The organism is Pseudomonas sp. EL_65y_Pfl2_R96 (assembly GCF_963970905.1).
Classification (GTDB): Bacteria; Pseudomonadota; Gammaproteobacteria; order Pseudomonadales; family Pseudomonadaceae; genus Aquipseudomonas.
Genome location: NZ_CAXAQH010000016.1, coordinates 59,635 through 84,537, shown reverse-complemented (window position 1 = coordinate 84,537; position 24,903 = coordinate 59,635). Strand labels below are relative to the sequence as shown.

The window sequence follows — 24,903 nt, the reverse complement described above, 5'->3', positions numbered from 1 at the left end:
TGCTGCGCGGGGACTATATCGCCTACTTTGCGGGGGATTATGGGTAGACGAGTAGGAAAAAGGGCGGGAATGTAGGTGAAAGCTGACGCTGGCAATGGCCAACGTCAGCGTCGCAGCTTTATTTCAGGGCGGCGAATGCACGCTCGGCAGCGTCCAGCGTCAGTTTCAACTCGGTTTCGCCGTGGGCGATCGAGGTGAAGCCGGCTTCGAAGGCACTCGGCGCCAGGTACACACCACCTTCAAGCATCAGGTGGAAGAAGCGCCCGAACAGGTTCGCATTGCTGGCCATGACGTCATCGAAGGTCACGATATCGTCGGCGCCGGTGAAGTACAGTCCGAACATGCCGCCGGCCTGAGTGGTCACGAACGGAATGCCGGCGGCGTCGGCGCGCTGTTGCAGGCCATCGAGCAGACGGCTGGTGTAGTCGCTCAACTCAGCGTGGAAACCAGGGCGACTGATCAGGCGCAGAGTGGTCAGGCCAGCCGCCATCGCCAGCGGGTTGCCCGACAACGTGCCAGCCTGGTAGACCGGCCCCAGTGGCGCGATCTGCTCCATGATTTTGCGTTTGCCGCCGAAGCAGCCAACCGGCATGCCGCCACCGATGATCTTGCCGAAGGTGCTCAGGTCCGGCGTTACGCCGTAAAGAGCTTGGGCACCACCGAGGGCGACACGGAAACCGGTCATCACTTCGTCGAAAATCAGCACCACGCCGTGCTTGTCGCACAGGGTCCGCAGACCTTCGAGGAAACCCGGTGCCGGCGGTACGCAGTTCATGTTGCCGGCCACTGGCTCGACGATGATGCAGGCCACGTCCTGGCCAACTTCGGCGAGCAGGGTTTCTACCGCGTCGATGTCGTTGAACGGCAGGGTCAGGGTGTGTTTGGCGAACGCTGCCGGTACGCCGGCCGAGCTCGGTACGCCCTGGGTCAGGGCGCCGGAGCCGGCCTTGACCAGCAGGCTGTCGGAGTGACCGTGGTAGCAGCCTTCGAACTTGATGATGCTGTCGCGACCGGTGAAACCACGGGCCAGGCGGATGGCGCTCATGGTCGCTTCAGTGCCGGAGCTGACCATGCGCACCATTTCCATCGACGGCACGATCGAGCAGACCAGATCGGCCATTTCGGTTTCCATCGCGGTCGGGGCGCCGTAGGACAGGCCGTGTTCCAGCTGTTTGCGCACTGCATCCAGTACGTCCGGGTGGCTGTGGCCGAGAATCATCGGGCCCCAGGAACCGACGTAATCCACATAACGCTTGTCGTCTTCGTCGGTGACGTAGGCGCCTTCGGCGTGCTTGAAGAACAACGGTGTGCCGCCAACGCTCTTGAACGCGCGAACCGGCGAGTTCACGCCCCCGGGGATGTGTTTCTGGGCATTGGCAAACAGGGTTTCGGAACGAGACATGATTTGGCTCTCAAAATCAGACTTTAAGTAATTCATTGAATGCGCGGGCACGGCGTGTCACTTCAGCCGTGCTCTCTGCGCCAAACAGGCCATGCACCACCGCCAGCAGATCGACTCCGTGGGCCACCAGCGGGGCGGCGTTGTCCAGGGTGATGCCGCCGATCGCGCAGATCGGCAGGTGCAGTTGGCTGCGGGCCTGGTCGAGCAGTTCGAGGCTGCACGCCGGTGCGCCGGGCTTGGTGTTGGAATTGAAGAAGCGGCCGAAGGCGACGTAACTGGCGCCTTCTTTGGCGGCAAGTTCGGCGAGTTCGAGTTGCGCGTGGCAGGTCGAGCCGATGATTGCGTGACGCCCCAGCAGTGCCCGAACCGGCATCAGTGGGCCATCGGTCTGGCCCAGGTGCACGCCTACGCCCAATCGTGCGGCCAGTTCGGCGTCGTCGTTGATGATCAGCTGGGTCTTGTAGCGTTCGCACAGATCGCGCAGCGCTTCGGCCTCACGCAGGCGGCGGGCTTCATCGCTGCTTTTGTCGCGGTATTGCAGCAGGGTGACGCCGCCTTCCAGCGCCGCCTCCACGTATTCGAGCAATTTACCGGCCAGTAACTGGCTGTCGGTAATGGCGTACAGGCCACGTAGTTTCATCGGACAGCCCTCATGGCGTTACGAACAGAAATCCAGCGGCAGGCGGCGCGGCACGAACTGTCCTTTGCCCAGCTGTTCCGCATCCCGCAGAGTGCGCCAAGTGTAGTCAAGCGCGGTCTGTACGGCACTGGCGAGCTGTTCACCCTGGGCCAGGCGACCGGCGAGGGCGCTGGCCAGCGTGCAACCGGAGCCGTGATAGCTGCCGGGCAGACGCTGGCAGGTAAAGGTGTCGCGGCGACCGTCGCGGCTGTACAGGCGATTGTGGATTTCGTGTTCATCGCCATGGCCGCCGGTGATCAGCAGGTGTTTGACGAATGGCAGGAGTTTTTCTGCGCACTCGTCCGCGGTGCCTTCGGGCAGTTCGGCGAGGATGCGGGCTTCGGGAAGGTTGGGGGTGGCAATGATCGACAGCGGCAGCAGGCGTTCGCGCATGGCGTAGCCGACTTCGTCCTTGCCCAGTCGTCCGCCACCACCGGCGCGCAGCACCGGGTCGCAGACCACCGGCAGATGCGGGTGCGCCGAGAGCAGTTCGACCACGGTGTCGACCATTTCCAGGGAACCGAGCATGCCCAGTTTGACGGCAGCGACTTCGGAGTCGTTGAGCACGGCGTTGGCCTGGGCCAGCACCCACTCGCGATCGAGGACGCGGAAGTCGGTGACGTTGACGGTGTCTTGCACCGTCAGGGCGGTGACGGCCGGAGCCGCATGGCAACCCTGAGCGAGCAGGGCTTCGATATCTGCCTGCAAGCCGGCGCCACCACTTGGGTCGTGGCCGGAGAGACAGAGGACAACGGGGCGAGAGCTGTAGATATTCATGGTGCGCGAGCTTACCACCAAACATGTTTTTCGGGTGTTGTGACAGCCATCGCGGCCGATACAGTGTGGCGAGGGGGCTTGCTCCCGTTCGGCTGCGAAGCAGTCGTCAGGTGTAGCCGACAGCATATTTTGGGGCCGCTACGCAGCCCAACGGGAGCAAGCTCCCTCGCCACAGGTGTTCACCACCCGCCGGGGCATTCTCACAACCTGACAAAGCCAACAGCTCTAACTCAATATGCAGAGCTGGAACGCTTGTTCTAGAGCCTTTTCAGGAAAAATTTCAATGGTGTTCAATGGCCATCAACGGCTATGCTAGAGTGGATCCAAACCAATAACAGGTAATACCGGTTTTATGTCTACTCAAAAGGAATGGGGGGCTTCCTGACAGAACCGGACAGGCCACGCTGGGGCTTAAATGCGCTATTTGCTGATGTTGCTGTTGTGCTTGCCCCTCCTGGCGAGCGCCGTCGAATTCGACGAGTTCACCCAGAGCCTTCCCCTGGGCCGAACGATGCAGGTTTATGAAGACGCGGGCGGTCACGCGACCATCGCCGATGTCCGTGCACAAGCCGCGGCCGGGCTCTTCAAACCCCACGATAAAGCCACCCTCAACGCCGGTTATTCGCGTTCGGCGTTCTGGCTGAAAATCGACCTGCAGTACCGCCCGACCAACCCGTCGGTACAACGGACCTGGTTACTGGAACTGGCCTATCCGCCCCTCGATCACCTTGATCTCTATTTGCCCGATGCTGGTGGTGACTATCAATTGGTCCGGCAGACCGGCGATGCGTTGCCGTTCGCCACTCGCCAGATCCGTCAGAACAACTACCTGTTCGATTTGAACTTTGCGCCTGAGCAGGCGCAAACCGTGTACCTGCGCCTGCAAAGTGAAGGCTCGATTCAGGCGCCCGTCACCTTGTGGTCGAGCACCGCTTACCTTGAAGAGCAGCCTGTCCGGCTCTATGTGCTGGGGCTGATTTACGGCGTGTTGCTGGGGATGCTGGTCTACAACCTGTTCATCTTCCTCAGCGTGCGTGACACCAGCTACCTCTACTACATCGTCTATATCGCCTCGTTCGGCTTGTATCAACTGTCGGTGAACGGCGCGGCCGTGGAGTATTTCTGGCCGAATAATCCGTGGTGGGCCAACGCCGCGACGCCGTTCTTCATCGGCTGTTCAGGCTTGTTCGGCAGCCAGTTCGCCCGCAGCTTCTTGCAGACGGCCACTCATAGTCGCTGGCTCGACCGTTTGTTGTTGGCGTTGATTGCGTTCAGTGCGGTAGTGGTCGGGTTGTCATTGATGACCAGTTACGCCCTGGCCCTGCGTCTGGCGACGATATTGGCGCTGGTTTTTACCGTGATCATTTTCGCCGCCGGGATCTTCGCCTGGTGGCGAGGCTTGAGGGTGGCGCGGTACTTCATCATTGCCTGGTCGACGTTCCTGCTCGGTGGCGTCGTCAACACGATGATGGTGTTGGGGTATTTGCCCAACGTGTTCCTGACCATGTACGCCAGCCAGATCGGCTCGGCGGTCGAAGTGGCGCTGCTGTCCCTGGCCCTGGCCGATCGCATCAACGCCATGCGCGAGCAACAGGCACAGACGTTGTTCGATGCCGGCCAAAAACTCGAAGTGCTGAACCAGCAACTGGCTCACAGTAACAAGCTCAAGGACGAATTCCTCGCCACCCTGACCCACGAATTGCGCACCCCCATGAACGGTGTGATCGGTTCGCTGGAGCTCATGCAGACGGTCGAGATGAACCCTGAACTGGAGCAGTATCAACAAACGGCCGCAGGTTCGGCGCGGGACATGATGCGCATGGTCAACGGCATCCTCACCCTGACCGAATTGCAGGCCGGCAAGCTCAAGGTCTATCCGGACACATTCAGTTTGCGCAGTGTGGTCGAGGTCTTGCGCCTGCAGTTCGATGGCAATGCGTCCAGCAAGTCGCTGGACTTCAAGGTCGAGGTAACGCCCGGACTGCCGGATCGCTTGCACGGCGACAGCGGCAAGTTGGTGCAATGCCTGGAGTGCCTGCTGGATAACGCGATCAAATTCACCCGGGTCGGCGGACTGGCGTTGCGCGTGACGGGTAAACCGGTGGAGCCCGGTCGACTGGCGTTGTCCTTTGCGGTGATCGACACCGGCATTGGCTTTACCGATTTGGGGGAGGCAACCCTGTACCAGCGCTTCTTCCAGCTCGACGGTTCGATGACCCGTGAATACGGTGGTCTGGGCGTTGGCCTGGCGATTTGTCGGCAACTGGTCGAATTGCTCGACGGGCGCTTGAGCCATCGCTCGGAACCGGGCCGCGGCAGTCGCTTCCAACTGGATGTCGAGTTTGAGCTGCCCGTGGTGGAACCTGCGCCCTCGATCATGCGGCAAGCTGCCCGCCTGCGTCAGCCTCAGGACTGCACGGTGTTGCTGGTCGATGACAACAGCATCAATCAATTGGTGATGCGCGGCATGTTGCTGAAACTTGGGTTCCAGGTGCGCACCGCCGACAGCAGCGTCGCCGCGCTCGATCACTTGCAGCGTGAAGCCGTTGACGCGGTACTGCTCGATTGTCAGTTGCCGCCACTGGACGGCGTCTCCATCTGTAGTCGGATCCGCGCCTTGCCGGGTTGCGCCGAATTACCCGTGTTCAAGATTGCCCTGAGTGCGGACCGAGCGCACTGCCCGAGTGACACCTTGGTCGACTACCTGAACAAACCGGTGAAATTCGAAGACTTGCAGGCGGCGCTTTATCGACGGGTGCTCTGTCCGGGACAAGGCGAAAGCGCCGACAGTTAGGCAGATATACCACTTTGTTCAGCCTCGGGGCGGTGCTTAACTGAAAGTCCCTTGGCTGGCCAAAGGAGCCCCGTCATGAACCTGCATCAGTTCGCCGAAACCCACGAAGTCACCAACCAGCCACCGTCGCTGGACGGCACCAACCTTTATCGCATCGACCTGCCTTTGCAGGAGTGGTCGCGGCGGTTCGATGCCGGTTGGGCCGAGTCGCGGATCGACGCTTACGGCGCATTGGCCGGCGGGCCGCTGATGGAAGCGGGGTTTGCGGCCAATCAGAACAAACCGGTGCTCGTCAGCCATGACCGTTATGGCCATCGCATCGACCTGGTGGAGTTTCACCCGGCTTATCACGAGTTGATGCGCACGGCCGTGGAGCATGGCCTCACAGGCTTGCCCTGGACCGACCCGCAACCGGGCGCCCACGTTGCCCGTGCGTCCATGACGTATTTGCACAGTCAGGCTGAAGCCGGTAGCGGTTGCCCGTTGACCATGACTTTCGCCAGCGTCCCGGCGATGCGTCTGCAACCGGATCTGGCCAAACAATGGCTGCCGAAAATCCTCGCCACCGAATACGACCCACGCAATGTCGGCATGGCCCACAAGGCTGGTGTGACCATTGGCATGGCCATGACCGAGAAACAGGGCGGCACCGATGTGCGGGCCAACACCACCAAGGCTTATCCGGTGGGCGCCAGTGGTCCCGGTCAGGCGTATGAACTGGTGGGCCACAAGTGGTTCTGTTCGGCGCCGATGTGCGACGCCTTCCTGACCCTGGCCCAGACGGACAAAGGGCTGACCTGTTTCCTGCTGCCGCGTCATCGCCCGGACGACACGCGCAATCAGTTCTACATACAGCGGCTGAAGAACAAACTCGGCAACTGGTCCAACGCCTCCAGCGAGGTGGAGTTCCGTGGCGCCCTGGCCTGGATGGTCGGTGAAGAGGGGCGGGGTGTTCCGACCATCATCGAAATGGTTGCCATGACCCGCTTCGATTGCATGGTCGGCTCCAGTGCGCTGATGCGCCAGGCCCTGACCCAGGCCAGCCATCACTGCGCCCACCGCAAGGTCGGTGGCAAGTTGCTCAGCGAACAACCCTTGATGCAAAACGTGCTGGCCGACCTGGCCCTGGAAAGCGAAGCTGCCTTGGCGCTGAGCCTGCGCATGGGCCGGGCGCTGGATCATCTGGATGACGACCACGAAGCGAAATTCGCCCGACTGGTGACGGCGGTGGGCAAGTACTGGATCTGCAAGCGCGCGCCCGCGATGATCAACGAAGCGGCCGAATGCATGGGCGGCGCCGGTTATGTCGAAGAAAGCATCCTGCCGCGACTGTACCGTGAGGCACCGGTCAACTCGACGTGGGAAGGTTCCGGCAACGTGCAATGCCTCGACGTGTTGCGCGCGCTGTCGAAAGAGCCGGGTGTGCTCGATGTGCTGTTCCACGAGTTGGGCGATGGCCATGGTGACAAGCGCCTGGCGGCGCACATCAGCCACTTGCAGGCGGCGTTCAAGGACACCGACGACATTCAATACCGTGCCCGCCAGCTCACCGAAGACATCGCCTTGGGACTTCAGGCCAGGCTATTGCTGGAGGCCGGTAACGCGGCGGTCAGTGATGCCTTCATCGCCAGCCGCCTCGGTTCGGCCGGTCGGGTATATGGAACGTTGCCACGCGGGCTGGATGTGGACGCGATTGTGGCTCGCTCGACCCCGCAAGGTTTCTGACAACAATTTGATCAACAGCACTGAAACCTGTGGGAGTGGCGGTGCGGCGATCCGACTTGCCCGCGATGGCGGTTTAACATTCAACATGGATGCTGTCTGACACACCGCTATCGCGGGCAAGCCCGCTTCCACAGGGTCTGTCTGCGCATCACATCTTGATGTACAACCAACACGCCACTGTTCCCGTGAAGCGACGATGCAGGCAAGATGAGGGTCTGCAAGTCAGAACACAGGAAGCTGATCGTGACCGAAGCGTTTATTGTCGTTCAAACCGCCGAGCAAGCCGTGGATCGGCTTGCTGTCTTGCACGAGCGTGCAACCACCGCGCTGAATCAGGCGCTCAAGCGTTATCTCAAGGATCGCGTCGAGCCGGACGCTGAACAGCGTGCCCTGTTTCGTTATCCCGAGTTGCGTCTGACCTACCTTTGCCAGGGCGAAGTCCCACAGACCACCCGCGCCTATGCCAAGGTTCAATTGCCGGGGACCTACAGTGTCACCGTCACTCATCCGGCAGCCTTCCGCAAATACCTGCTGGAACAACTTGTCCCGTTGATGCACGACTTCACCGTGACCGTGGAAGTCGGCGTCAGCCAGCAGAACATTCCTTATCCGTACGTGGTCGAGCAGGGCGATGAGCTGGCCGGCTCCGGCGTCACCGCTGCGGTGTTGGCGCGAGTGTTCCCGAGTACCGATTTGTCGGCCGCCACCGATGGCATTGCCGATGGCTTGTACGATTGGGAAAGCACCGATCCGCTGCCATTGGCCCTGTTCGACGCCGCGCGGGTGGACTTCTCCCTGCGCCGACTGGTGCATTACACCGGCAGCGACTGGCGCCATGTGCAGCCGTGGATTCTGCTGACCAACTACCACCGCTACGTCGACCAGTTCATCGTTCATGGCCTGGAGCAACTGCGCAACGACCCGCGCTTTGTGCGCATGGTGTTACCGGGCAACGTGATCATCGAAAAGAGCATGGACCACGGCGAAGCCTCGGCGATTGCCGCGGGCGTGGTCTGGCATCGTTACCAGATGCCGGCCTATCACCTGATCGCCAGCGATGGTCATGGCGTGACCCTGGTGAACATCGGTGTCGGCCCGTCCAACGCCAAGAACATCACCGACCACTTGGCGGTGCTGCGTCCGCATTGCTGGTTGATGATCGGCCACTGCGGCGGCTTGCGTCAGTCGCAGACCATTGGCGATTACGTGCTGGCCCACGCTTACATGCGCCGCGACGGGATTCTTGACCGGGTCGTGCCGCCGAACATTCCGATTCCAGCCCTGGCCGAAGTGCAGATGGCGTTGCAACAAGCGGCGGCCAATATCACCGGTGAGAAGGGGGACGAGCTGAAGAAGCGCCTGCGCACCGGCACCGTGTTGACCTACGATGACCGTAACTGGGAACTGCGCTGGGCGCAGGAGCGTCCGCTGATCAACCTGTCCCGCGCCGTGGCGGTGGACATGGAAAGCGGCACCATCGCCGCGCAAGGATATCGTTTGCGGGTGCCTTACGGCACGTTGCTGTGTGTGTCGGACAAACCGTTGCACAGCGAAATCAAACTGCCGGGTTCGGCCAACGCTTTCTATGAACGCGCGGTCAGCCAGCACTTGAAGATCGGCATCGAAGCGGTGGACCTGTTGCGCACTGAGCTCAACTCGCTGCACTCGCGCAAACTGCGCAGCTTCGACGAACCGCCGTTCCGCTAACGGTTTGTCGTGGTCATTTGGCGGTCAGGGCACTAGCATTAGCAGCCCTGACCGTTAGATGTTCTTCTCGCCATGTCTCGTCCTCCACGTCCCGTTTCTCGCCGCCCCGGCGTGAAGCCTGCGCTATCCTCTTCAGCCCCGCGCCGTGTCGCCAAAGCGCCACCGGCCGAGTCGAAACTGATCCTGTTCAACAAGCCTTTCGATGTGCTGACGCAATTCAGCGACGGCGAGGGGCGGGCGACGCTCAAGGATTTCATCGAGATTCCGGGGATTTACCCGGCAGGACGGCTGGACCGTGACAGCGAAGGCTTGCTGCTGCTGACCAACGACGGCCAGCTTCAGGCGCGGATTGCCGACCCGAAACACAAACTGGCCAAGACTTACTGGGTGCAAGTGGAAGGCGAACCGAGCGCCGAGCAGTTGCAGCGCTTGCGCGATGGCGTCGAGCTGAACGATGGCATGACATTGCCGGCCGAAGCGCGACAACTGGATGAGCCTGAACTGTGGCCGCGCAACCCGCCGGTGCGCTTTCGCAAAAGTGTGCCGACGAGTTGGCTGGAACTGGTGATTCGCGAAGGCCGCAACCGTCAGGTGCGGCGCATGACCGCGGCGGTCGGCTTGCCGACGTTGCGCCTGGTGCGGGTCAGAATCGGTGACTGGTCGATCGAAGGGCTCGATCAGGGCCAGTGGAAGGAAGTGCCGGCGCGTTTATAGAGTGCCGGATTCGATCAGGCCGATGACCACGCTTTTGATCACGAATGCGGCCACGCCCAGCCCCAGTACAAAGAACAGAATGAACGAGCCGAAGCGCCCGGCCTTGGATTTTTTTGCCAGATCCCAGACGATGAAACCCATGAAAATGATCAGGATGCTGACCAGGCCAGTCATCATCCACTCTTCGAAAACTGCAGGATCCATCGAACATCTCCAGCGCGGGCGGAGCTAAAAAGGGCGGAGCGAGTATACGCCAAGGGAGATTGGCGGGGCATTGACGTGCGTCGGTGTGCCGCAGTCATTCGTCGCCTGTGCCGACGCCATCGCGGGCAAGCCCGCTCCCACAAGGTTTTGTGTCGAACGCAATACTGTGACTGACGCAAAACCTGTGGGAGCGGGCTTGCCCGCGAAGGCGTCTTCAGCTGCGCAAATGAGTCAGCGGCAACTCGGTGCTGTTGAGCACCTGATTCAACACGAAACTCGAGCGCACACTGGTCACCCCTTCAATCCGGGTCAGATGCCCCAGTAGCAGTTTCTGATAGTGATCCATGTCCGGCACCACCACCTTGAGCTGATAATCGGCATCCATCCCCGTCACCAGGCTGCATTCCAGCACTTGCGGCAAGGTGCGAATGGCGGCTTCGAAGTTCTCGAAGCGTTCGGGTGTATGGCGGTCCATGCCGATCAGTACATAGGCGGTCAGGCTCAGGCCGAGCATCTTGCGATCCAGCAAGGCGACCTGGCGGGAGATGTAGCCGTCGTCTTCCAGTTGCTTGACCCGCCGCGAGCAAGGCGAAGGCGACAGGCCGATGCGTTCGGCCAGCTCCTGATTGGAGATACGCGCGTCGCGCTGTAATTCCGCCAGAATGCTCAGGTCGTATCGGTCGAGTTTGCTCATCAATCAGGCCTTTGTCATAACTATTGCGGAGGATTATCTATCCTGAGTTAAAAATTGCGCAAGTGATGTTTATTTGAGCAATCTTCGCAATCCTCTGCCACTGCGCCGGGCCTATTCTTATCACCAGAATCACTGCTCGGACAAACAGTCCAGTGCGGCTCGCCCAATCAGGCCAGCTGCGGTCGCCACCCCCACCGGGGTTGTGTCGGCCCCCGAGCTACACACTGTCCACAAGACGGCGTGAGGTGAGCCGACGTCATAAGCGTCGAGCACGGACGAAGTTTTCAAAGGGAGGCCGACGGGTCTCCCTTTTTTCTTGCCCGCAATTTCCTTCAGCCCTCAATAAATAAGTTGCGCGACTGATAACCTGTAGCAGAACCGGCCTGCGCTTTCCCAGTCTTACGTACAGGCCCTAACCCGCAGTGAGGAAAAGCATGAAATCGCGCATCTGGCGTTTGGCCGGTGTTGGTTTGCTGTGTGTGAGTGTCACTGCGCAATCGCTGGCCGATGAGCCGCAAAACCGTGGCCCCGATGGCGGGCAGCGTGGGCCGGATCATCAAGGGAATGACCAGGGCCATCGCGGTAACAATCAGCCCCGACCGCAGAACACCGAAATCATTCGTGGCGACAACAGCCGCCAGTTCGAACTCCATGACCAGAATCAAGGCGGTCAGCGGCAGAACCCTACACTGCACGACTCCAGCGTTCAGGAGCGAGCGCCACAACACCCGAGTAACAATCTGCCGATCCAGGGGCGGCCCGATACCGTGCGCCAGACCCAGGAACCCCGGCGTGGCTACTATCAGGACGAACCGCGGCGTAACAATTACAACCAGCAATGGCAGACCGGGGGGCGGGACGCGCGTCACGATGACCGTCGCTGGCCCGGTCGCCCGGATGGGCACGGCAATGGCTGGGGCCCCGGCCCGCAGTATCGTCCGGGGTACGTGATCGACCGCTTCCCGGAGGACCGTCACTTCCGTGTGCCGTATCGTGGCCAGGATTATTTCTATTCCGGTGGTTACTGGTATCGCCCGCAAGGCCCGCGTTATGTGGTGGTTCAGCCGCCTCGCGGGATTCGTGTCAGCTATTTGCCCGATTACGCCCGTGAAGTGTGGATCGGCGGGGCGCTATTGTTCCTGGCGGCCGGCGCGTATTACGCCTACCAGGAGAGCACTCAGGATTACGTCGTGGTCGAACCGCCCGTACAGCCGCAACCGGTGAGCAGTGGCTATGACGTGGTGGCGTATCCGGCCAACGGCCAGTCGCCGGAGGAGGTCAGTCGGGACGGTTATGAGTGCTATCGCTGGGCCGTGGAGCAGAGCGGTTTCGATCCGCGCGCTATCACCTATCAACCGGCCCCGTCGGTGGTGCAAGCCTACCGACAGGCCCAAGGCAATTGCCTGAGCAGTCGCGGTTATCAGGTGAGTTACTGAGCCCTGGCGGCGTTCACCACTTCCTGCGGGTCGGCGTGCACCAGCACTTCGGCTCGCGGGTAGGCGGCGTGAATCGCATCGGCGGCTTGATCGCTGATGCCGTGGGCGACTGACAGGGTCAAATCCCCCGGTAATTCCAGATGCAACTGCACGAACCACTGGTTGCCGGAGATCCGTGTGCGCAAGTCATGGGCGCCCAGAACGCCTGGTACGCTGCAGGCCAGTTCGAGCATGTGCTGGCTGACATCCATCGGCAGCTCTTCATCCATCAGCACCGCAAAACTTTCCTGGGCGATATGAATCGCGCTCCAGAGGATGTAGGCGGCGATTCCCAGGCCGAACCAAGGGTCGACTTGATACCAGCCAAACCCGGCCAGCACCAGCGCCACCAAAATGCTGCCGTTGAGCAGCAGGTCCGAGCGGTAATGCAAGGAGTCGGCACTCACGGCGTTGGAACCGGTTGCCTTGATCACCCGATGCTGCAACTTCAGCAGGGCCAGGGTCAGGGCGAGTGAGAACATAATCACCCCGATGCTGAGCCACGCCGCGCCTATCGGTTCCGGATGTTTCAACCGTTCGATCGCCTGCAAGGCAATCAGCACCGCACTGCCGCCAATGAACAGCGCTTGAGCCATGCCAGCCAATGATTCGGCCTTGCCGTGCCCATAACGATGATCGTTGTCGGCCGGGCGCAAGGCGTAATGCACGGCCAGCAGATTGAGCAACGAGCTGACGCCGTCGAGTGCCGAGTCGGTCAGCCCGGCGAGCATGCTCACCGAGCCGCTCAACCACCAGGCGATAGCTTTGGCGACGATCAACGTGCACGCCACCGCCACCGAGGCGCGCGTCGCCAGCCGCAGCAGGCGGGCGTGTTCGGTACTGGTGGTCATAGGTGCGGCTTTTCCTTTAAATGTTCCTTCACAGGCACGAATTATGCGGCCGGTTGCAGGCCGAACATGGCCAGTTGCTGGGCGCTGCCCTTGTGCTGGATCAGGCGCGGATCGTCCAGCGGGAAGCTGCGGCCCAGTTCACTTTCCAGAATAGTCTGCAACTTGTGGTTATCGACCTTGCCGTCGGTGCCGATGGCTTCCTTGAGTTTTTCCGGAGCCACCTGAGCGGTCCGGCCGGGCTCGAAGTAAATGGCCCCCGTGGCGAAGTCCACCGCAAAGGCGATCAGGCCGGGGATGATATAGAACAGCAGGCCCACGGCATCCAGCGCAGCGATCGCCGGGTCGATCTTGCCGTCGATCTGGCCGCGACGATCCGGGTAGAAAATCGAGCCGCAGGCGGAGATTTGGGTCAGTAAGGTCGCGACCAGTACACCGCCGATCAAGCGAAAGGGAGCACGCATTTGAAATCTCCTGAGTTATCTGGAAACGAAGCATCGTCGATATGAATTAGGACCGCGACGAAGCTCGTTATACTCGCGCCTCTGTTTGGGAGCCAGCATGATTTCTTTGCCAATTGATGAAGTTTTACCCGCCCTGCGTGAAGCCCTCGCTACACGCCACGAAGCCGTGCTCGAAGCACCGCCCGGCGCCGGTAAAACCACCCGTGTGCCCTTGGCCTTGCTCGACGAGCCGTGGCTGGCCGGGCAGACCATTCTGATGCTCGAACCGCGCCGCTTGGCCGCGCGGGCGGCGGCGGAGCGGTTGGCCAGTGAATTGGGCGAGAAGGTCGGCGAAACCGTTGGCTACCGCATTCGTCTGGACAGCAAAGTCGGCCCCAATACCCGCATCGAAGTGGTCACCGAAGGCATTCTCACCCGGCGCTTGCAGGATGACCCGGCGCTGGAAGGGGTGGGCTTGCTGATCTTTGACGAGTTCCACGAACGCAGCCTCGACGCCGATTTGGCATTGGCCCTGAGCCTGAATGGCCGAGAGCTGTTTCGTGATGATCAACCGCTGAAAATCCTCTTGATGTCGGCGACCCTGGAAGGCGAACGCCTGGCCGGGTTGCTGGACGATGCACCGATCCTGCGCAGCGAAGGTCGGATGTACCCGGTGGCGATGCGCTGGGGGCGGCCGTTTCAGCCCGGTGAATTCATCGAGCCGAGGGTTGTGCAGACCATCCTCGACGCGCTGAACGATGAAACCGGCAGCCTGTTGGTGTTCCTGCCGGGGCAGGCGGAGATCCGTCGGGTACATCAACAATTGGTCGATGCTTTGGGTGAGGGCACGCCGGTGTTGCTGTGCCCGTTGCACGGCGAACTGGACCTGGCGGCGCAGCGTGCGGCGATTGATCCGGCGCCTGCGGGCAAGCGCAAAGTGGTGCTGGCCACCAACATCGCCGAAACCAGCCTGACCATCGATGGTGTGCGGGTGGTGATCGATGCCGGGCTGGCACGAGTACCGCGTTTCGACCCCGGCAGCGGCATGACCCGCCTGGACACCCAACGCATTTCCAAAGCCAGCGCCACCCAGCGCGCGGGCCGGGCCGGGCGTTTGGAGCCTGGCGTGTGTTATCGCCTGTGGTCACAGGACCAGCACGAGCAACTGGCGGCTTACGCCAGTGCGGAAATTCTCTCGGCGGACCTCGCCGGGCTGGCCTTGCAACTGGGTCGTTGGGGCGTGACGCCGGGGCAGTTGGTTTGGCTGGATATCCCTCCGGCTGCGGCTTATGCACAGGCCCAGGATCTGCTTGAACGTTTGGGCGCGCTGGAGGGCGAGGCGCTGACCCGTCACGGTCAGGCGATGGCCGAACTGCCGGCTCATCCACGGATCGCCCATTTGCTGTTGCGTGGCCAGGCGCTCGGCTTGGCCGACATGGCCTGCGATGTCGCGGCACTGCTCGGCGAGCGCGATATCTTGCGGGGCGCTGGCGCGGACCTGCACAGTCGGCTGGTGTTGTTGTCCGGTGAAGAACGGGCCACTCGTGGTGCGCAGGGCGGTGTTCAACGGGCCCGGCAACTGGCGCGGCAGTATCGCGGTTATTTGCGCGGCAAAGCGTCGGAGGCGGTCAGCGATCCTGAGCATCCGCGCTGGCTCGGCGCGTTGCTGGCATTGGCTTATCCCGATCGGGTCGCCCAACAGCGGCGGGCCGGTGGCGCTGAATATCGCTTGGCCAACGGCCGTGCAGCGCTGTTCGCCGAGGCGGACAGCCTGATGAAGCAACCGTGGCTGGTGATCGCCGACTTGGGCAGTCGTCAGGGCCAGCGTGAGGAACGGATTTATCTGGCGACGGATTTTGATCCGGCGCTGTTCGATTCAGTGCTGGCCGAGCAGGTGCGTTGCGTCGATCAACTGGATTGGGATGAGCGCGAAGGCGTGCTGCGGGCCGAGCGTCAGCGCAAGGTCGGCGAATTGATCCTCAGCCGCGAACCGCTGACCGGGCTCGATGAAACCGCCCGCAGTCAGGCGCTGGTGAACCTGGTGCGGCGCAAAGGTCTGGAGCTGTTGCCGTGGACCCCGGAGCTGCGTCAGTGGCAGGCGCGGGTGGCGTTGTTGCGTCAGTTGGACCTCAGCAGTCAGGGCCAGAGCGAATGGCCGGATGTCAGCGACGCTGCACTGCTCAAAAGCCTTGAGCACTGGCTGATGCCGTATCTGGGCAAAGTCTCGCGGCTCAGTCACTTCGCCAACCTGGACCTGTCGAGCATCGTTCACAACCTGCTGCCCTGGCCGTTGCCGCAACGGCTCGAAGAGCAGGCTCCGCATCACTTGAGCGTGCCGTCGGGTTCGTCGATTCGTCTGGACTACAGTGAGCAGCCACCGATTCTGGCGGTGCGTTTGCAGGAGTTGTTCGGTCTGGCCGAGACGCCGCGCATTGCCGGTGGTCGGCAAGTGGTCAAGCTGCATCTATTGTCCCCAGCTCGGCGGCCGGTGCAGGTGACGCAGGACCTGGCGAACTTCTGGCGCAGTACGTATGCCGAGGTGAAGAAGGATTTGAAGGGACGTTATCCGAAACACTATTGGCCGGATGATCCGCTGGTGGCCGAGGCGACGGCGCGGATCAAGCCCCGTAAGTAGCGCCCGGACTTTTGTGGCGAGGGAGCTTGCTCCCGTTGGGCTGCAAAGCAGCCCCAAGTTCTGTCACATCATTTTTCAGGTGCGTGGCGTCAGTCAGTTTACGACTGCTTCTCAGCCGAACGGGGGCAAGCCCTCTCGCCACACTTGACCTAAGGCGCTGCCGGCAACAAAAACCGTGCAATCACCGGCAAATGATCGGAAATCCGTAACGTATCGTCCTGCCGCACCCGCGCCTCGACCCGTTTGATGTGTGGGCTGTAAAACAGATAGTCGACAGTCCGGTCCGGGCCATTCAAGCCAGGATCATTCGGGTAATGGGTCAGCCATTGCGCCCGGTCGATACCACTGGCTTCGTTGTTGGTGGGGATCATCGGGTACTTGTCCCACAGCACATGCAGCGCGCTGTCGGCGGAGTAGGGCGTGCGTTGCTCCGCGGGCAGGCGTCGATACTGGCCCAGCGGCAACAGGTTGAAATCACCACCGATCAACCATGGCGTGCCGCGGCTTTCGTACTTGTCGAGCACCCAGGCCACGGCTGTCACTTGGGTTCGCAAGGTTTCGTCGGGCTGGGTGGCGCGATCCAGATGGGTATTGAGCACGGCCATCTGGCCGCCGTCGCTCAGTGGCAGGTACGTGACCAGCAAGGCGTTTTTCGGCTTGAACTGACGGCTGATGACATTGGCCGGTGCGACTGGCAGTTGCAGGCGTTCGGCGTGGTCGATCCGGTAGCGGCTCAGGGTTGCCAATTGCCGGCCGACGCTGCCGTAGATGTGCGGATCAGGCACGAAGTCGGCTTTCCAGTCGAAGGCCTGAGCGGTGCACGGATACAGGTCGGTGACCCGATCCTGAAGCAATTTGAACTGGTTCTGGTAGTCGCTGGCCTTGGCGCCGTCATCGAGTTCCTGCAACAGCACGATGTCCGGTTGCTCGTCGCGAATCACCCGTGCCACTTCGTCGAGGCTGAAGGCCATGTCTTCAGGCGTAGGGCTCTCGTCGTCTCCTGCGGCCAGGTCATTCCAGAACACGTAGCGCTTGCCGGCCAGGTACTGGACGTTCCAGGTCATCACCTTCAGCGCCTGGCCGGGCGCCAGCGTCGGCGCCTGGGCGTTGCAACTGACCGGTAGCGCTTCCTTGGCTTCTGGGCGCCAGGTCAGGCTGTAGATCAGCAATGCAATCAGGCTGATGGCGATCAGCAGGCCCAGCAGGGTGTAGCGCAGTAGACGGGTCATGGCTCGGCTTATAGCGTTACGGAATTGACTCCGAGCATAACCGAGAGCAGCGCCCAAGCCCAAGGGTAGAGCGGTCAGAGCCGCTCATCAGATTTTTCGGGCACATCGCCGATCAGCATGAACAAGCGGAACAGCACCACGCTGGTGAACAGTTGCAGAAAGCTGTGAGCGCTATCGATCAGCAGCGAAATCACCGGGTTCTGCGGTTCAGGGTAAGCCGCCAGCGTCGCTCCCTTGAGCACCCACAGCGGGCCCATCACGCACAGAATGCACACCAGAATGCGCAGGAAGTTTCCGCGGGTCAGGCGCAGGCTTTCCTTCATCGCCGCCAACGGCGCCAGGCCGCGCAGCACCAGCAGGTACTCACCGAATGCCAGCGTCACCATCAGCCAGATACCCGGCAGGAAATACAACGACAGGCCGATCAGGATCAGCAGCGTGTTGAGGGCGGTCAGCACGGCGAAGCGCGGCCACAAGGTCGCGGCGGTCGCCAGCAGGTCGCGGGTGCGCGGCGATTCGCCACGGCTACGGGCATCGAGAAACAGGATCAGCGCGGCGGTGTACAGCGGATACACCAGCAAGCCGACCATCACACTGATGCCGGCGAAACTGTCTGGCCCGGTCGAGTGGTCGACCACTTGTTGCAGCAGCGCCTCGAGAATCACCAGTGGCAGGCACAGCTGCACGATCTGGCTCAGATTGCGCTTGAAAAAATACAGAGAGTCACGCAGTACATCGAACGAATTCATCAGTCGGTATCGCAGGTTGAAAGCAGTGCCTCACTTTAACCGATCAAGCCCTTCGGGGCGCAAACGTAAACGTTCGGTAAAGGTCATTGAAACATCCTGTATCAGCCCCATTACTGGTGAGCACCTTATCCACTGTGGGTGAGGGCAACGATATTCCCGGCAATCTACGAGGTCGCCATGAACAGCGAAGAACAAACCCTGATCGATGGACTGTTTTCCCGGCTGCAACAGGCCGAAACGGACTCAGCCCCGCGCGACGCCCAGGCCGAGGCGCGGATCAAGGAGCACCTGACTCGCCAACCGGCGGCGGGCTATTTCATGACCCAGGCGATTCTGGTGCAAGAGGCCGCCATCAAGAGCCTCGACGAACAGAACAAGCAACTCGCCCAACAGGTCCAGCAATTGCAGGCTGAACTGCAATCGGCCAAGGCTCAGACGGCGGCTCCGGCGCCGAGCAGCGGTGGCTTTTTGTCGAGCATCTTCGGTGGCACTTCTCGTGATCCGCAGCCTGCGTCGACTCAAAGCGCAGCCCCGTCCAATGGTGGCTGGCGTGAACCGGGGCGGCCGTCGTTCAATGCCCAGCCGCCACAGCAAAACTTCGGCGCCGCACCGCAGCAGAACTATGCACCGCAACAACAAGCCCCAGCGGCCGGCAGCGGTTTCCTCGGTGGTGCATTGAAAACGGCAGCGGGCGTGGCCGGTGGCGTGATGCTGGCGCAAGGCATAATCAGCCTGTTCCATCACAATCAGCAGCCGGAAGTGGTTGAGGTCATCAAGGAAGAACCGGCCCGGGTCAACGATCAGAGCGACAACGGCAATGGCTGGGGCGACGATCAGCGCGTGGCTGACAACTCCAGCGGTCAGGGCGGTTTCGCCGATGCTGATTACAACGATGACAGCTCGTCGTTCTTCGGCGGCGATGACGACTCCTTCGTCTGACTACATCTGTGGCGAGGGAGCAAGCTCCCTCGCCACATGGCCGATTATTCGCGGAACAATCCTTCGTGCTGGCATACTGGGCAACTTTTCGGGCCTGGCGCCTGATCCTGCCCGCGCTTCGGCACGCCAAAGAGGATGTACGGTGAAAAAAATCGCAGTGTTCGCCGATGTCCAGAACCTCTATTACACCGTGCGTCAGGCCTATGGTTGCCACTTCAACTATGCCGCTTTGTGGGCTGACATCAGCAAACAGGGGCAGATCGTCGAGGCCTATGCCTATGCGATCGATCGTGGCGACAGCAAGCAGCAGCAGTTTCAGCAGATCCTGCGCAATCTCGGCTTCATCGTGAAGCTCAAACCCTACATCCAGCGCAGCGACGGTTCGGCCAAAGGCGACTGGGACGTGGGCATCACCCTCGACATCATGGACGCCGCCGACCATGTCGACGAAGTGGTGCTGGCCTCCGGCGACGGTGATTTCGACATGCTGCTGGAGCGCATCATCGCCAAGCACGGCGTGCAAGCGGTGGCTTACGGCGTGCCAGGCCTGACGGCCAATTCGCTGATCCGCGCCGCCAGCCGTTACGTGCCGATCGAAGGCGCGTTACTGCTCAAGAATTGATTTTTACGGAGTTGAAACAGGTTTGGAACGCATAGCAGTCATCGACTTTGAAACCACCGGGATCTCCCCGAGCAGCAGCTGCCGGGCCACGGAAATTGCCGTGGTGATTCTTGAACAGGGGCGCATCGTCGAGCGTTATCAAAGCCTGATGAACGCCGGCGTGCGGGTGCCGGCCTTTATCGAACAGCTCACCGGCATCAGCAACGCCATGCTGCGCACCGCGCCTTCGGCCGAGCAGGTGATGAACGAGGTCAATGAGTTCGTCGGCATCACCCCGCTGTTGGCGCACAACGCTGCGTTCGACCAGAAGTTCTGGGACTTTGAGCTTGGGCGAATCAAACGTACACGCTTGCAGAACTTTGCCTGCTCGCTGTTACTCGCCCGCCGCCTGATGCCCGCCGCCCCGAACCACAAACTCGGCACCCTCACCACTTACGCCAGCCTGCCCGATACCGGCAAGGCTCACCGGGCCATGGCCGATGCCGAAATGGCCGCCAACCTGACGGCGCATTTGGCTGAAGAGTTGCGGCAAAAGCATGGGTTGCGGGAGTTGTCCCATGATCTGCTGTGCAGCTTGCAGAAAGTGCCGGCGGCGAAGATCAATGAGCATCTGAAGCGGTATCGCGGGTTTTAAGACCCACCACAAATCCTGTGGGAGCGGCGGTGCGGCGATCCGACTTGCCCGCGATGAGGCCATCACATTCAACATCTTTGTTGACTGACAGTCCGCTATCGTGGGCAAGCCCGCTCCCACAGGGGCGGTGCAACATCACGATTTGCCATTCCCTTCCAACTGCCCCAACGGCACCCGCTTCTCGATGGCGCTGGACAGCACGATCGAGGTCTTGCTGAAGCCAAACGTGGCGATGCGGTTAATCAACTCTTCCAGCTCCGGCATCGAGCCCACCGCCGCTTGCATGATCACGCACGGGTCGCCGGTGACGCGATGGCACTCGGTGAGTTGTGGGATTTTGATCAGTTCGTCGTAGGTTTTCTGGTTGCCGTGCTGGTTCAGGCGCAGTTCGATGACGCACTGGATCGGCAGGCCGATTTTGGACATGTCGACCTTTGCCTGGTAGCCGGTGATCACCCCACAGGCCTCAAGTTTGGCCACTCGCTCGGCCACCGCCGGAGCAGACAGGTTCACCTTGCGCGCCAGTTCAGCGTAGGACGCACGACCGTTTTCCAACAGGGCACTGAGGAGCATGCGGTCGTATTTGTCCATCGCAGTATTCCTGGAAAGTAACTGGCTTTCGAAAGCACGGTTTATAGCGTTGAACTCCGTGTTTTGAAAAGTGTACTGGCGCTATAAACAGGTTTTGTAGCTTATTTTCCGCCGTTGGCCTTTCTAGAATAGCGGCTCTCTTTGTTTTGTTCTCGAGCTGCCCATGTCTGGCATACGCCGTTTTTCCTTACCGCTGATCGCTGCTTTTTTTGCGCTGTACGTGATTTGGGGGTCGACCTATCTGGTGATTCGAATCGGCGTGCAGTACTGGCCGCCGTTGCTGCTCGGCGGCATTCGCTTCGTGATCGCCGGTACGTTGATGTACGCGTTCCTGCGCTGGCGCGGGGCACCGGCACCGACCTGGGCGCAGTGGAAGGCCGCGGGGATTATCGGGATTTTGCTGCTGACTTGCGGTAACGGCGCGGTCAGCGTGGCTGAACACACCGGTGTCGCCTCCGGCGTTGCCGCATTGGCGGTGGCGACGGTGCCGCTGTTTACCTTGCTCTGTGGATATTTCTGGGGGGCGCGTAATACCCGTCTCGAATGGGCCGGGATTGTGCTCGGGTTGATCGGCATCGCCATGCTCAACCTCGGTTCAAACCTGCAGTCGAGCCCGTTGGGTGCGGCGTTGTTGGTATTCGCGGCAGCGTCCTGGGCGTTCGGTTCGGTGTGGAGCAAGCACTTGCCGTTGCCTCAGGGACCGATGGCCAGTGCCGTGGAAATGCTGGTGGGCGGCGTGGCGTTGCTGATCGGCAGCGCGGTGAGTGGCGAACGTCTGGACAGTCTGCCGCCGATCGAAGGCTGGGCGGCGCTGGCGTACCTGACCGTCTTCGGTTCGATCATCGCCTTCAACGCCTACATGTACCTGTTGAAACACGTGCGTCCGGCAGCGGCCACCAGTTATGCCTACGTCAACCCGGCGGTGGCGGTGTTGCTGGGTATCGTGTTTGTCGGCGAGACCATCGGTATCGAGGAAGCGCTGGCCATGGCGGTGATCATCAGTGCCGTGGTGTTGATCGGGTTGCCGCAGTGGCGCCGAGGTGCAGATCGGCCTGCCGTAGCGGTGCCGACAGAATCCCGCGCGAATTAGGGTAAACTGCGCGCCATTGCACACTCGTTTTGCACACTCTTTGCACACTCTTTGCACAATCGCGCTGAATTTTCCTACGGTACTCCCATGACTTTCGCCACCCTTGGCCTGATCGAACCCTTGCTGCGCGCTCTCGAGACGCTCGGCTACCAGACCCCGACGCCGGTTCAGACGCAAGCGATTCCGGCGGTTCTGGCCGGTCGCGACCTGATGGCCGCGGCCCAGACCGGCACCGGCAAGACTGCCGGTTTCGCCTTGCCGCTGCTGCAATTGCTGGCCATGGAAGGGCCGAAAGTCAGCGCCAACTCCGTGCGCGCGCTGATCCTGGTGCCGACCCGCGAACTGGCCGAGCAGGTTCACGAAAGCGTGCGTCAGTACGCCGCGAACCTGCCGTTGAGCACATACGCGGTGTACGGCGGCGTCAGCATCAACCCGCAAATGATGAAGCTGCGCAAAGGCGTTGATCTGTTGGTGGCGACCCCGGGCCGCTTGCTCGACCTGTTCCGCCAGAACGCGCTCAAGTTCAACCAGTTGCAAACCCTGGTGCTGGACGAAGCCGATCGCATGCTCGATCTGGGCTTCTCCGAAGAACTGGGGAACATTTACAAGGCGCTGCCGAAGAAGCGCCAGACGCTGTTGTTCTCCGCGACCTTCTCCGACGCCATCCGCACCCTGGCCGGGCAAATGCTCAACGACCCGCTGAGCATCGAAGTCAGCCCGCGCAACGTCGCAGCCAACACTGTTAAACAGTGGGTGGTGACGGTGGACAAGAAGCGCAAGCCGGAGCTGTTCGTTCACTTGATGCGCAAGGGCAAGTGGAAGCAGGTGCTGGTATTCGCCAAGACCCGTAACGGCGTAGACGCGCTGGTGGAAAAACTCCAGGGCCTGGGCATCAACGCTGACGGCATCCACGGCGACAAACCTCAGGCAACCCGTCAGCGAGCGCTGGATCGTTTCAAGGCCAGCGAAGTGCAGATCCTTGTAGCCACCGACGTGGCCGCCCGTGGTCTGGATATCGAAGATTTGCCGTTGGTGGTCAACTTCGACCTGCCGATCGTGGCGGAGGACTACATCCACCGCATCGGCCGTACCGGCCGTGCGGGTTCAACCGGCGAGGCAATTTCGCTGGTCTGCGCCGATGAAGTGAATCAGCTGTCAGCCATCGAGATGTTGACCCGTCAGACGTTGACTCGCCAGATGGAGCAGGATTTCGAGCCTGAGCACCGCGTGCCGGATACCGATGCCAGCGGTCAGGTGATCAAGAAGCCGAAAAAACCGAAGAAGCCCAAGACCTCCAGTGGCGGCAAGCGCAACCTGGGTAAATGGGTCGAGAGCGGTGATGCGTCGGCGCCGGAGCCTTCGATCAAGCCTGTGCGTAAAGTGCCGGTGTTCAATACCGGGCCGCGTAAGCGTAAGCCTTGATTAAACGCTGCGCCTGTCAGGCCACCATCGCGAGCAGGCTCGCTCCCACATTGACCGTATTCTTATGAAAGAACTCGGTCACCTGTGGGAGCGAGCCTGCTCGCGATGGACGCGCCTCGGTCTTCAATCCTTGCGCCGCAACCACTCCACCATCCCCAACCCCGCCGCTCGACCACTGGCGAAACACGCGGTCAGCAGATAGCCGCCGGTCGGCGCTTCCCAATCGAGCATTTCCCCCGCGCAGAACACGCCGGGCAGTTGCTTGAGCATCAAACGTTCATCCATCGTCTCGAACATCACGCCCCCCGCGCTGCTGATGGCTTCGTCCAATGGCCGGGTTTTCATCAGCGTCAGTGGCAATGCCTTGATCGCTTTGGCCAGCAGCGCCGGATCGGCAAAACATTCAACCGGTGTCAGTTCCCGCAACAACGCCGCTTTCACGCCATCAAGCCCAAGCTGACTGTGCAGGTGTTTGGCCATGGAACGGGAGCCGCGAGGTTTGTTCAGCGCCGCCTGAACTTTATCCACAGGCTTGCCCGGCAACAGATCGAGATGAATGGTTGCCGAGCCGTGCTGATTGATCGCTTCGCGGATCGGTGCCGACAGGGCGTAGATCAAACTGCCTTCAATCCCCGTGGCAGTGATCACACACTCCCCGAGTCGCGGCACGTCGTCATTGAGGCCAATGGCGATGTTTTTCAGCGGGCTGCCTGCGAATTTGCTGACCATCAATTCGCTCCAGGCCTGCACCTCGAAGCCGCAATTGCTCGGTTGCAACGGCGTCAGTCCTACACCGCGCTGTTCCAGCGGCAGCATCCAGGCACCGTCCGAACCGAGGCGCGACCAACTGCCGCCGCCGAGGGCCAGTAAGGTCGCATTCGCTTGAACGGTTTTTTCGCCTTCGGGGCTGTCGATACGCAAGTCACCGTTGTCATCCCAACCGAGCCAGCGATGGCGGGTGTGGATAACTACGCCGGCATCGCGCAGGCGTTTGAGCCAGGCACGCAACAGGGGCGCGGCTTTCATGTCGGTAGGAAACACCCGGCCGGAGCTGCCGACAAAGGTTTCGATGCCCAGGTCATGAATCCATTGGCACAAGGCTTCGGCCCCGAAGGCTCGTAGCAGCGGTGCAATCTGCGGAGCCCGTTCGGCGTAGCGTGAGAGAAATGCGGGGTAGGCCTCGGAATGGGTGATGTTCATGCCGCCGACACCGGCGAGGAGGAATTTTCGCCCCACTGAAGGCATGCCGTCGTACAGGTCGACCTTGATTCCTGCCTGGCTCAACACTTCAGCCGCCATCAAACCGGCGGGACCGCCACCGATGATGGCGACGTTTGAGGGGAGGGAAGTGGAGGGCTGGGTCATGGCGAGAGCTGCGGCGTGGCGGAATAAGCCGCGCATTCTAGCAGTGCGCGATAACGGTGGGAGCAGGCTTGCCCGCGATAGCGGACTGTCAGGCAACAATGATGTTGAATGTACCGGCCTCATCGCGGGCAAGCCCGCTCCCACAGGGATCATGGGTGTGTTCAA

The 24,903-nt window shown here is 61.2% G+C and carries 22 protein-coding genes; 11 read left to right on the top strand and 11 right to left on the bottom strand.

Going from position 1 to position 24,903, the window contains the following annotated elements; all coding sequences use genetic code 11:
• Window positions 1–118 precede the first annotated feature (118 nt).
• From hemL to AACY49_RS17345, 3 genes are read right to left on the bottom strand one after another with little or no spacing between them, the layout of a single operon-like run.
• Window positions 119–1,402, bottom strand: a complete 1,284-nt coding sequence (hemL, locus tag AACY49_RS17355) for a glutamate-1-semialdehyde 2,1-aminomutase (protein ID WP_258698938.1) — start codon at window positions 1,400–1,402, stop codon at window positions 119–121.
• A gap of 16 nt (window positions 1,403–1,418) precedes the next feature.
• Window positions 1,419–2,042 carry a thiamine phosphate synthase gene (thiE, locus tag AACY49_RS17350; protein WP_258698939.1) on the bottom strand — a complete coding sequence of 208 codons (624 nt, stop codon included), beginning with the start codon at window positions 2,040–2,042 and terminating at the stop codon, window positions 1,419–1,421.
• Window positions 2,043–2,060: 18 nt separating this feature from the next.
• Window positions 2,061–2,858, bottom strand: a complete 798-nt coding sequence (locus tag AACY49_RS17345; protein ID WP_258698940.1) for a hydroxymethylpyrimidine/phosphomethylpyrimidine kinase — start codon at window positions 2,856–2,858, stop codon at window positions 2,061–2,063.
• 415 nt (window positions 2,859–3,273) lie between these two features.
• Here AACY49_RS17345 and AACY49_RS17340 point away from each other — a divergent pair, with 415 nt between their 5' ends.
• The 4 genes from AACY49_RS17340 to AACY49_RS17325 all read left to right on the top strand — a co-directional run bounded on the left by AACY49_RS17340 (window position 3,274) and on the right by AACY49_RS17325 (window position 9,798).
• Complete coding sequence (locus AACY49_RS17340) at window positions 3,274–5,652, top strand: 7TM diverse intracellular signaling domain-containing protein (RefSeq protein WP_339525324.1); 2,379 nt, start codon at window positions 3,274–3,276, stop codon at window positions 5,650–5,652.
• Between the two features lie 75 nt (window positions 5,653–5,727).
• A complete protein-coding gene (locus AACY49_RS17335; protein WP_339525323.1) occupies window positions 5,728–7,377 on the top strand; it encodes an acyl-CoA dehydrogenase family protein in 1,650 nt (549 codons plus the stop codon).
• Between the two features lie 207 nt (window positions 7,378–7,584).
• Window positions 7,585–9,084, top strand: coding sequence for an AMP nucleosidase (gene amn, locus AACY49_RS17330; protein WP_339525321.1), 1,500 nt, complete (start codon window positions 7,585–7,587; stop codon window positions 9,082–9,084).
• A gap of 72 nt (window positions 9,085–9,156) precedes the next feature.
• Entirely contained in the window at window positions 9,157–9,798 is a 642-nt protein-coding gene (locus AACY49_RS17325) for a pseudouridine synthase (protein ID WP_339525319.1), read from the top strand.
• On the opposite strand, the gene AACY49_RS17320 is transcribed toward AACY49_RS17325, so the two are convergent.
• Together AACY49_RS17320 and AACY49_RS17315 are read right to left on the bottom strand one after the other, a co-directional pair.
• Window positions 9,793–10,002 carry a DUF2788 domain-containing protein gene (locus AACY49_RS17320; RefSeq protein ID WP_007937369.1) on the bottom strand — a complete coding sequence of 70 codons (210 nt, stop codon included), beginning with the start codon at window positions 10,000–10,002 and terminating at the stop codon, window positions 9,793–9,795. The genes AACY49_RS17325 and AACY49_RS17320 overlap by 6 nt on opposite strands.
• Window positions 10,003–10,216: 214 nt before the next feature.
• Window positions 10,217–10,696: an Lrp/AsnC family transcriptional regulator gene (locus tag AACY49_RS17315; RefSeq protein ID WP_007937367.1), complete on the bottom strand. Its 480-nt coding sequence runs from the start codon at window positions 10,694–10,696 to the stop codon at window positions 10,217–10,219.
• Between the two features lie 434 nt (window positions 10,697–11,130).
• Between AACY49_RS17315 and AACY49_RS17310 the strand changes: the two genes are divergently transcribed.
• Complete coding sequence (locus AACY49_RS17310) at window positions 11,131–12,132, top strand: DUF6515 family protein (protein ID WP_339525316.1); 1,002 nt, start codon at window positions 11,131–11,133, stop codon at window positions 12,130–12,132.
• Here AACY49_RS17310 and AACY49_RS17305 read toward each other — a convergent pair.
• Window positions 12,126–13,022, bottom strand: a complete 897-nt coding sequence (locus tag AACY49_RS17305; protein ID WP_258698945.1) for a cation diffusion facilitator family transporter — start codon at window positions 13,020–13,022, stop codon at window positions 12,126–12,128. The genes AACY49_RS17310 and AACY49_RS17305 overlap by 7 nt on opposite strands.
• A 41-nt stretch (window positions 13,023–13,063) precedes the next feature.
• Window positions 13,064–13,483, bottom strand: coding sequence for a polyribonucleotide nucleotidyltransferase (locus tag AACY49_RS17300; RefSeq protein WP_258698946.1), 420 nt, complete (start codon window positions 13,481–13,483; stop codon window positions 13,064–13,066).
• Between the two features lie 97 nt (window positions 13,484–13,580).
• On the opposite strand from AACY49_RS17300, the gene hrpB reads away from it, so the two are divergent.
• Window positions 13,581–16,097, top strand: coding sequence for an ATP-dependent helicase HrpB (gene hrpB / locus AACY49_RS17295; protein WP_339525314.1), 2,517 nt, complete (start codon window positions 13,581–13,583; stop codon window positions 16,095–16,097).
• Window positions 16,098–16,246: 149 nt separating this feature from the next.
• Here the strand turns inward: hrpB and AACY49_RS17290 are convergent, their stop codons facing one another.
• Window positions 16,247–17,326, bottom strand: a complete 1,080-nt coding sequence (locus tag AACY49_RS17290) for an endonuclease/exonuclease/phosphatase family protein (RefSeq protein ID WP_339525312.1) — start codon at window positions 17,324–17,326, stop codon at window positions 16,247–16,249.
• 74 nt (window positions 17,327–17,400) lie between these two features.
• Window positions 17,401–18,075 carry a YciC family protein gene (locus tag AACY49_RS17285; RefSeq protein ID WP_339525310.1) on the bottom strand — a complete coding sequence of 225 codons (675 nt, stop codon included), beginning with the start codon at window positions 18,073–18,075 and terminating at the stop codon, window positions 17,401–17,403.
• Window positions 18,076–18,252: 177 nt separating this feature from the next.
• Here AACY49_RS17285 and AACY49_RS17280 point away from each other — a divergent pair, with 177 nt between their 5' ends.
• The 3 genes from AACY49_RS17280 to AACY49_RS17270 all read left to right on the top strand — a co-directional run bounded on the left by AACY49_RS17280 (window position 18,253) and on the right by AACY49_RS17270 (window position 20,270).
• Window positions 18,253–19,014 (top strand): DUF2076 domain-containing protein, encoded by a 762-nt coding sequence (locus AACY49_RS17280; protein WP_339525308.1) that lies wholly within the window; start codon window positions 18,253–18,255, stop codon window positions 19,012–19,014.
• Window positions 19,015–19,156: 142 nt separating this feature from the next.
• A complete protein-coding gene (locus AACY49_RS17275; protein WP_258698951.1) occupies window positions 19,157–19,636 on the top strand; it encodes a LabA-like NYN domain-containing protein in 480 nt (159 codons plus the stop codon).
• A 22-nt stretch (window positions 19,637–19,658) separates the two neighbouring features.
• Window positions 19,659–20,270 carry a 3'-5' exonuclease gene (locus AACY49_RS17270; protein ID WP_339525305.1) on the top strand — a complete coding sequence of 204 codons (612 nt, stop codon included), beginning with the start codon at window positions 19,659–19,661 and terminating at the stop codon, window positions 20,268–20,270.
• Between the two features lie 135 nt (window positions 20,271–20,405).
• On the opposite strand, the gene AACY49_RS17265 is transcribed toward AACY49_RS17270, so the two are convergent.
• Window positions 20,406–20,861 (bottom strand): Lrp/AsnC family transcriptional regulator, encoded by a 456-nt coding sequence (locus tag AACY49_RS17265; protein WP_123720508.1) that lies wholly within the window; start codon window positions 20,859–20,861, stop codon window positions 20,406–20,408.
• 163 nt (window positions 20,862–21,024) lie between these two features.
• Here AACY49_RS17265 and yedA point away from each other — a divergent pair, with 163 nt between their 5' ends.
• Both yedA and AACY49_RS17255 read left to right on the top strand, forming a co-directional pair.
• Window positions 21,025–21,951 (top strand): drug/metabolite exporter YedA, encoded by a 927-nt coding sequence (gene yedA, locus AACY49_RS17260; RefSeq protein WP_339525299.1) that lies wholly within the window; start codon window positions 21,025–21,027, stop codon window positions 21,949–21,951.
• Between the two features lie 87 nt (window positions 21,952–22,038).
• Window positions 22,039–23,373, top strand: a complete 1,335-nt coding sequence (locus AACY49_RS17255) for a DEAD/DEAH box helicase (RefSeq protein ID WP_339525297.1) — start codon at window positions 22,039–22,041, stop codon at window positions 23,371–23,373.
• Window positions 23,374–23,496: 123 nt separating this feature from the next.
• Here AACY49_RS17255 and AACY49_RS17250 read toward each other — a convergent pair whose 3' ends face one another.
• Window positions 23,497–24,738 (bottom strand): TIGR03862 family flavoprotein, encoded by a 1,242-nt coding sequence (locus AACY49_RS17250; RefSeq protein WP_258698956.1) that lies wholly within the window; start codon window positions 24,736–24,738, stop codon window positions 23,497–23,499.
• Between the last annotated feature and the right edge of the window lie 165 nt (window positions 24,739–24,903).

What these genes read in the sequence shown, in the direction of transcription:
- hemL (WP_258698938.1), bottom strand. Translation starts at nt 1,402, where the DNA reads ATGTCTCGTTCCGAAACCCTGTTTGCCAATGCCCAGAAACACATCCCC.
- thiE (WP_258698939.1), bottom strand. Translation starts at nt 2,042, where the DNA reads ATGAAACTACGTGGCCTGTACGCCATTACCGACAGCCAGTTACTGGCC.
- AACY49_RS17345 (WP_258698940.1), bottom strand. Translation starts at nt 2,858, where the DNA reads ATGAATATCTACAGCTCTCGCCCCGTTGTCCTCTGTCTCTCCGGCCAC.
- AACY49_RS17340 (WP_339525324.1), top strand. Translation starts at nt 3,274, where the DNA reads ATGCGCTATTTGCTGATGTTGCTGTTGTGCTTGCCCCTCCTGGCGAGC.
- AACY49_RS17335 (WP_339525323.1), top strand. Translation starts at nt 5,728, where the DNA reads ATGAACCTGCATCAGTTCGCCGAAACCCACGAAGTCACCAACCAGCCA.
- amn (WP_339525321.1), top strand. Translation starts at nt 7,585, where the DNA reads ATGAGGGTCTGCAAGTCAGAACACAGGAAGCTGATCGTGACCGAAGCG.
- AACY49_RS17325 (WP_339525319.1), top strand. Translation starts at nt 9,157, where the DNA reads ATGTCTCGTCCTCCACGTCCCGTTTCTCGCCGCCCCGGCGTGAAGCCT.
- AACY49_RS17320 (WP_007937369.1), bottom strand. Translation starts at nt 10,002, where the DNA reads ATGGATCCTGCAGTTTTCGAAGAGTGGATGATGACTGGCCTGGTCAGC.
- AACY49_RS17315 (WP_007937367.1), bottom strand. Translation starts at nt 10,696, where the DNA reads ATGAGCAAACTCGACCGATACGACCTGAGCATTCTGGCGGAATTACAG.
- AACY49_RS17310 (WP_339525316.1), top strand. Translation starts at nt 11,131, where the DNA reads ATGAAATCGCGCATCTGGCGTTTGGCCGGTGTTGGTTTGCTGTGTGTG.
- AACY49_RS17305 (WP_258698945.1), bottom strand. Translation starts at nt 13,022, where the DNA reads ATGACCACCAGTACCGAACACGCCCGCCTGCTGCGGCTGGCGACGCGC.
- AACY49_RS17300 (WP_258698946.1), bottom strand. Translation starts at nt 13,483, where the DNA reads ATGCGTGCTCCCTTTCGCTTGATCGGCGGTGTACTGGTCGCGACCTTA.
- hrpB (WP_339525314.1), top strand. Translation starts at nt 13,581, where the DNA reads ATGATTTCTTTGCCAATTGATGAAGTTTTACCCGCCCTGCGTGAAGCC.
- AACY49_RS17290 (WP_339525312.1), bottom strand. Translation starts at nt 17,326, where the DNA reads ATGACCCGTCTACTGCGCTACACCCTGCTGGGCCTGCTGATCGCCATC.
- AACY49_RS17285 (WP_339525310.1), bottom strand. Translation starts at nt 18,075, where the DNA reads ATGAATTCGTTCGATGTACTGCGTGACTCTCTGTATTTTTTCAAGCGC.
- AACY49_RS17280 (WP_339525308.1), top strand. Translation starts at nt 18,253, where the DNA reads ATGAACAGCGAAGAACAAACCCTGATCGATGGACTGTTTTCCCGGCTG.
- AACY49_RS17265 (WP_123720508.1), bottom strand. Translation starts at nt 20,861, where the DNA reads ATGGACAAATACGACCGCATGCTCCTCAGTGCCCTGTTGGAAAACGGT.
- yedA (WP_339525299.1), top strand. Translation starts at nt 21,025, where the DNA reads ATGTCTGGCATACGCCGTTTTTCCTTACCGCTGATCGCTGCTTTTTTT.
- AACY49_RS17255 (WP_339525297.1), top strand. Translation starts at nt 22,039, where the DNA reads ATGACTTTCGCCACCCTTGGCCTGATCGAACCCTTGCTGCGCGCTCTC.
- AACY49_RS17250 (WP_258698956.1), bottom strand. Translation starts at nt 24,738, where the DNA reads ATGACCCAGCCCTCCACTTCCCTCCCCTCAAACGTCGCCATCATCGGT.